General features: G+C 61.3%; 8 protein-coding genes. 4 read left to right on the top strand and 4 right to left on the bottom strand.

The features are described 5' to 3' along the window. Nucleotides 1-403: 403 nt before the first annotated feature. Together N6H05_RS28100 and N6H05_RS28105 are read left to right on the top strand one after the other, a co-directional pair. Nucleotides 404-652, top strand: a complete 249-nt coding sequence (locus N6H05_RS28100) for a type II toxin-antitoxin system ParD family antitoxin (protein WP_037477190.1) — start codon at nt 404-406, stop codon at nt 650-652. Then, nucleotides 649-936 (top strand): type II toxin-antitoxin system RelE/ParE family toxin, encoded by a 288-nt coding sequence (locus N6H05_RS28105; protein ID WP_037477193.1) that lies wholly within the window; start codon nt 649-651, stop codon nt 934-936. The genes N6H05_RS28100 and N6H05_RS28105 overlap by 4 nt, the downstream gene beginning before the upstream one ends. 4 nt (nt 937-940) lie before the next feature. Here N6H05_RS28105 and N6H05_RS28110 read toward each other — a convergent pair whose 3' ends face one another. Both N6H05_RS28110 and N6H05_RS28115 read right to left on the bottom strand, forming a co-directional pair. Further along, nucleotides 941-1,507, bottom strand: a complete 567-nt coding sequence (locus N6H05_RS28110; RefSeq protein WP_037477195.1) for a hypothetical protein — start codon at nt 1,505-1,507, stop codon at nt 941-943. After that, a complete protein-coding gene (locus N6H05_RS28115; RefSeq protein ID WP_052027734.1) occupies nt 1,504-1,770 on the bottom strand; it encodes a hypothetical protein in 267 nt (88 codons plus the stop codon). The genes N6H05_RS28110 and N6H05_RS28115 overlap by 4 nt, the downstream gene beginning before the upstream one ends. A 153-nt stretch (nt 1,771-1,923) precedes the next feature. Between N6H05_RS28115 and mobQ the strand changes: the two genes are divergently transcribed. After that, on the top strand, nt 1,924-3,165 hold the full coding sequence (gene mobQ / locus N6H05_RS28120) for a MobQ family relaxase (protein ID WP_060610909.1): 1,242 nt from the start codon (nt 1,924-1,926) through the stop codon (nt 3,163-3,165). A 358-nt stretch (nt 3,166-3,523) separates the two neighbouring features. Next, nucleotides 3,524-4,855, top strand: a complete 1,332-nt coding sequence (locus tag N6H05_RS28125; protein WP_037479041.1) for an enoyl ACP reductase FabMG family protein — start codon at nt 3,524-3,526, stop codon at nt 4,853-4,855. Nucleotides 4,856-4,887: 32 nt separating this feature from the next. Here N6H05_RS28125 and N6H05_RS28130 read toward each other — a convergent pair whose 3' ends face one another. Both N6H05_RS28130 and N6H05_RS28135 read right to left on the bottom strand, forming a co-directional pair. Continuing rightward, nucleotides 4,888-5,280 carry a hypothetical protein gene (locus tag N6H05_RS28130; RefSeq protein ID WP_037477185.1) on the bottom strand — a complete coding sequence of 131 codons (393 nt, stop codon included), beginning with the start codon at nt 5,278-5,280 and terminating at the stop codon, nt 4,888-4,890. Nucleotides 5,281-5,354: 74 nt separating this feature from the next. Then, nucleotides 5,355-6,320, bottom strand: a complete 966-nt coding sequence (locus N6H05_RS28135; RefSeq protein WP_284114510.1) for a replication initiator protein A — start codon at nt 6,318-6,320, stop codon at nt 5,355-5,357. Nucleotides 6,321-6,362: the final 42 nt, after the last annotated feature.

Consider the following 6,362-nt stretch of genomic DNA (forward strand, 5'->3'; position numbering starts at 1 on the left):
ACGGCGTAACTTTGACCTATCAGGAACTATTTTGTTTGACCTATCAGGAACGGTTGTTGATGGGAAGGCAGTTTGACCCTTTCGGAACCAAAGTTTGACCCTTTCGGAACCAAAGTTTGACCCTTTCGGAACCAAAATGCCGGTTTATGCTATTTTTCACAGGTGCTTATGAGCCGCGTAACTTACTCCGTAGGTAACACTAATAACACTAGAGCCTCCTGCAATTTCGAGGATCAAGGGCCTTACCCAAAAGGGTAAGGCGGTGCGGCGCGCACCGGGCGCTTCGCCCCCTGCGCCGCTTGCGGTCGCGGGAACGCGACCGCTGGCACCACCAGCGCCCAGATTGCATCTTGGTACTTATTGGTATATATTGGGATCTGCTTAGAACAAGAAGGGGGCGGCGATGGCCCGCAATACATCCGTGTCCCTCGGGGACCATTTCACCACGTTCATCGACATGCAGGTGCAGGCCGGGCGCTACGGATCGGCCAGCGATGTGGTGCGGGCAGGGCTGCGGCTGCTGCAAGAGCATGAGGCCAAGGTGAAGGCGCTGGAAGTCGCCCTGATCGAGGGCGAGGAATCCGGCGAACCGCAGCCCTTTGACTTCGAAGCGTTCAAGAAGCGGAAGCGGGCGGAGTATGAGGGCAGATGAAGGCCCTTTCCTTCTCGCCTCGGGCAGAAGTCGACATTGACGGTATCTGGGACTACAGCGCCGACAACTGGGGGCCGGATCAGGCTGACCGCTACACCGACGAAATCCGGGATGCCTGCCATGCGCTGGCATCGGGCCGGAAGCAGGGGCGGGCGACGAATGTTCGCCTTGGCTATCGCAAATGCCCCACCGGCTCGCATGTGATCTATTTCCGCGACCGGGGGGACTGGCTGGAGATTGTCCGCGTCCTGCATAGCGCACAGGACGCGGAGCGGCACCTGTGAGCCGTCACTCCCCGGCTGGCTGTGTCGGTGGTGAAACCATGAAGATGCAGTATCGGCTTCCGTCCCGCTGATCGGCGAATTCACCGCCTGCGGACAGGCAGTAGATGCGAGGATGCTGGCCGAAGGCTTTGGCATCGCCTCTGCCGGTGATCCAGAAGGCTGCCAGCGCGCCGATAAGCGCTCCTGCGGCCCCGATCGAGGTCAGCCAGACCCAGAACCCGCCGAACCAGCGCCACGCCTCCCTGCGGGCCTCTCCTGCGGCCTGTGAGAGGCTCCTGGCCGTTTGGAGGATCTCGGCATGGGATTCCCTGATAGCCCCTCTGGCGGCGTCCTGCGCGGCTTCTATGGCGGCGCGGTTGGTCTTGGCGGTGGCGAGCTGCAGCTGGCCCTCAAGGCGCTGTTCCAGCCGCTTGCCGGTTTGCGCCATGTTGTCGAGGCTCTTGGCGATGGTCGCGTTGAGGTGTTCGGCCTCGTCCCTGTCGAGGCTGGTGCGTTGCAGGTTCTCGATCTGGCGGCGCAGCGCGCCAATATCATCGACCAGAACCAGGAACGGATCGGTGTTGCCGCTCATGCCTCACCCGCCCCGGCGCTTTGCACCCTGGCATCGAGGTCGGCCAGCAGTCCGGCGATTTCCTTCTGGTCCACGTCCCGGGTTGCGTGTTTGCGCAGGGTGGATGCCAGCCATTTGGAAATCTTGGGGTCTTTCAGGGCTTCGGTGGTGACGATGGCGCCGACGATGATCTTTCGGCGGGTGTCGCTGGCTTTCTGACGGGTTTTGAGCCGCGCCAGCTTCGCTTGCGCATCTGCAATCTGCTGGTCGATGGTGCGCGCCATTCTTCCGCCCTTCCTCTTTACAATCGTTGAATTTGTGCCGCGTAGTGGATAGCGTGTCAAACACGAAGTGCCCACTTATACAAACGCTGCGCGTTTGTGTGGGCAAGGGAACCCTGCGTTTCCCTTGAACCCTTAGCCAAGTGCAGCGCGGAAATGGCGATCTACCACCTTCGGGCCACGATGATTTCCCGCTCTGCCGGTCGCAGCGCCACAGCGGCAGCGGCCTACCGCGTGGGCGAACGGATCGAGGATCACCGCACCGGGCTGACCTTCGATTACCGTGCGCGCGGTGGCGTCGATCACGTCGAAACCCTCGCCCCTGCCAATGCGCCCGCATGGGTGCAGGACCGGGCGGCGCTGTGGAATGCGGTCGAGGCGGCAGAGACCCGGAAGAATTCGCAGGTTGCCCGCGAAATCCGGGTGGCTCTGCCTGCCGAGCTGGACCATGCGCAGCGCGTCGAGCTGGTGCGCGCGTTCTGCCAGCGCGAGTTCGTGGCCCGTGGCATGGTGGCCGACATCGCCCTTCATGCGCCGGGGCGCGAAGGCGATGATCGCAACCACCATGCCCATATCCTGCTGACCACCCGCGAAATCGGCCCCGAGGGGTTCGGGGCGAAGAACCGGGACTGGAACGCGGTCGAGATGCTGGAAGGATGGCGTGAGGCATGGGCGCGGGAGAGCAACCGCGCCCTTGAGCAATGCGGCCATGACGAGCGGATCGACCACCGGACGCTAGAGGCGCAGCGGATTGAGGCGCAGGAGCGGGCCACCGCGGCGCATGATCGCGGTGACGAGGCCGAGGCGCTGCGGCAGACGGTGCGGGCGGTGGAACTGGACCGGGATCCGCTGCCGCAACTCTCTGCCGGGGCGTGGCAGATGAAGGAACGCGGCATCGAGGTTGCGGCCGTCCGGGTGTGGCGCGAGGTCAAGGCGCAGGCGGCCGAGGTTGCGCGTGTGGCGGAGGTTCTGGCCGGTCAGGTGCGGGACTGGATCGGGCGGGCGGTGGATCGCCTCGGGCCGCCGGCGCAGGGTCTGGTCTATGCCGGCGCTGCGGATCGGGATGGCCGGGAGGGGAGGCAGGACCTGGCCGCGCGGTTGCGCGAGGCATGGGAGGCCCGCCAGAGCCGCACCGCGTCCGATACCGTGGCCGCACCTGGTCAAACCCCGGAGCCGGAATCCGCCCGCAGCCTGGCCGAGCGGCTACGGGAGGCCGCGCAGGGGATCGACCGGGGAACGCTGGCCGAGGCCGCCGCGCGGTTGCAGGAAAGCCGGGAGGCCGAGGAACGCCAGCGGGTGCAGGAGGCCGAGCGTCTGAAGGAGCAAGAGCGGCAGCAGGAACGGTTGCGGGAGCGGGAAGCCCGCGACCACGACCGGGACAGCGGGCTTACCCATTGATCCGGCCAGCCCCGCCCCTACAGCCCGCAATGGAGCGAGCGGGCCGGGGCTGGCCTATCGACGGTTTGAGCCGATGCTGTTGAAAAACTCCGGCGGCCCTTCAGGACAGGGAGAAACCCGGGAAGTCGTTCCGATCCAGCGCGCGGGATTGCCGATAACCAATGGGAGTTCGGTCTTCGGGAGACGTATATTCCAGCCCAAAGCCGCCATTCGTCGGCAAGGGGCACGCGGTGCAAAATGTCAGATGAGAGCACAAAGCTCTACCCGGCCGCCATTGACGCGTATCGGGCAGTGATGACCTTTCACATGGCTTCTGATACTGCGCGGCATGGAACGAGAGCCGCAGTCGCAGGAAAACATGAACTATCCCATCCCTTCTGATATGAGCCGCAACACCTTGTTCAAAGAAGGCGACGTGTTCGTCCTGTTCGGCGAGTTGTTCGGGCGGGGATACGCTACAGGTCTTGTCGACGAGGCCCGCAAGGCCGGCATGAAGATCGTGGGGATCACGGTCGGTCGGCGGGAAGAGGATAACGCCCTCCGCGCACTGACGGCCGAAGAACTTGCAGAAGCCGAGGAGAAACTTGGCGGCACGATCATAAATGAACCGCTCATGGCGGGCTTTGACCTCGATGCGCCAGCAGGAGAGCCTACTCCGACCGAGCTTCTCAACAAGATGACGGTGGAGTCGTGGAAGGACGACAAGCTTGACTGGACGCATATCGAGATGTGTCGGAAGCATGGTGTCGACCGCTTCAAGACCACACTTGGTCGCGTTATGCGCGAACTGGACGGCATGATACCGGACGGCAAGAACGTGCTGTTTGCGCATACGATGGCGGGGGGCATTCCGAAGGCCAAAGCGTTCCTCGTAATCGCGAACCGCATCTACAAGGGCCGTGGCGCGCGGCACATGTCCTCGCAGACCTTGATCGAGAGCGATTTGGGCAAGCTAATTCTTCAGAACTTCAATGAAGTATCTGCCAACACCTTCCAGCACCTCCTTGACGCCAGTTCCCCTATTCGGGACCGGATCGAGGCGTCGGGAGGGCAGGTTCGCTATACGGCCTATGGCTATCACGGGACCGAAGTGCTGATCGGCGACGACTACCGCTGGCAGACATACACGAACTACACCCAAGGCTACGCAAAGATGCGATTGGAGGACATTGCCACGGAAGGTTGGGCTAATGGCGTGAAGGCGACTGTCTTCAATTGTCCAGAGATCCGGACCAACTCCTCGGACGTGTTCGCGGGCATCGAACTGTCGCTGCTTCCGTTGCTTCGCGCGCTACAGAAAGAGGGCGGCGGCGCGTGGGTCGAGGCGCTGTGGAACGAGTGTCAGGCGCTGCTGAAGGAAGGCGTGACGCTGGGCGATCTGTTGCAGAAAATATCGGATTACCAAAACCACGAGGCGATGCAACGCTTCTACGACTTCGCCTCATGGCCCTTGCCCAACAGCCCGGAACAGGCAGAGCAGACGATTGGCACGTCGGGCGAGATCGTTCAACTGCACAAAGACAATAAAGCGCTGGTCAGTGACGTGCTGAGCTATCATGTCGTGACCGCGACCGGGCAGCTGATCTTCGGCGAAACGGGTTCACCTGCCGGTCCCGTTCTTTGGCTGAACCATGATCTTGTAGCTCGCCAGCTTCTTGCAAACGAAGAAGCCTCGAAGAAGCCGGCGTAGCTTCCTATGGCGGCTTCGTCCGCATAGCAGACCTAGCTTTTGCCAAACATCCGCGCCCAGAATCCTGATTTCGGTCTCTGGTCGGTCAGGAGTGCGGTTGCCTGCTGACGCCATTTATCCCGGTCCTCGCGCAGGTCGGAGATTATCCCCTCTTTGTCTGCGAGGCGTTCATGTGCCGCCTCAAGGCGGGCTTGTAACTCCCTGACCAGACCGGAATTTTCTTTTCCGTCAGGTGTTTTCTCGGGTGTTTCCTTTTGTTCATCTGAAACAGTCGGTGGGTAAACCCTGTGCAGTTCTGCCGGGTCTATCTGGAAAGTCCCTGTTTCATCCTTGGTTGCAGATATTCTGCCTGATTTTATGGCTTTTGAGATCGTCGCCTTGGACTTTCCCGTTGCTTTCGCGGCATCGCCGAGGGTGTAAACCATGGGGTTTCCTGCTGTTCAGGTTTCCATGATGGTGGACTGTTCGCCTGTTCGCGTCCAGTCCTTCGGTGGCGCTGTCAGCGCAGCTTCTCTTGTTTTTTGCAGTATGCCACAAATGCCGCGCCGGGATTTTTCGGGGGGTTGCCCTTGGCGGTTTCCTCGTGAGCGTATGCCATCCAGTTAGACCGTAGGGTGTAGTAATCCCAACCGAGGGTTCGAGCGTGTGCTCTGGCCTGTTCCTCGGCCCATTCTGGGATGATGATTGGTGCAGAAAGATCGACCGGCGTAGAGCGAGGGCGCACTGTCACCATGTCGTTTTCGTCGATATCGAACTTGTAGAACGGTGTCACATCTGCCCGCATGATCTCGCGCAGGTTGTGGCGAAAGCGCTTTGCCGGGGCGTTGCTGCCTGTCTTGTTCTGGAGGTTTGCCAGCCCGATCTGCCACTTCGGGGAGTTGCCGCAGTGCTTACGGGCGATCTCATACAGGCGGCGCTCCAAGGGCCTGCGCAGGCGGAAGTAGTCATGGGTGATCGTCACCACCTGGTCAGTCTCTATCGCCCGCATCAGCCAGCGCGACAGCTTCACTTCGCAGTAGTCGAGGCGGAATCGCTCATCGTCAGTGCGGACAAAACCTCCTTCGTCTATCAGGGAGAATATCCGGGTTTCGATCTTGCCCCCGGACTTGATGTTGGTGACGAACTGCGCGCCTTGCAGGCGAGCGAAGGCATCCTCAAGGCGCTTGTAGTGGTTCCCGCCGATAGGCCGGTTTGTGGCAACAGACAGCTCTCGCGCTGAGAACCGGACTGTATCGCCAATCGGTTCCCCCCGATTTTTCCGGGCCATCAGCTGGCTGATGGTGAAGATGAGAATGTCCTTGTCGAAGATCGTTGGCAGGCCGAGGCCAGAGGGCCGGATTTTCAGAACGTTGTCACCGTTCCGATATTCGAGGTGCCGCATGTCCGGCTTCGTTGCCAGCGAGAACAACGGGTGCTCCATCGACGCCATGTCATCCTTCGGCACCGCATCAGCGATATCGAGCACGAAGAAATCCAAGTTTGGGTGCCGATCTGGAAGCAGGCTCAT

This window comes from Sphingobium sp. WTD-1 (assembly GCF_030128825.1).
GTDB lineage: Bacteria > Pseudomonadota > Alphaproteobacteria > Sphingomonadales > Sphingomonadaceae > Sphingobium.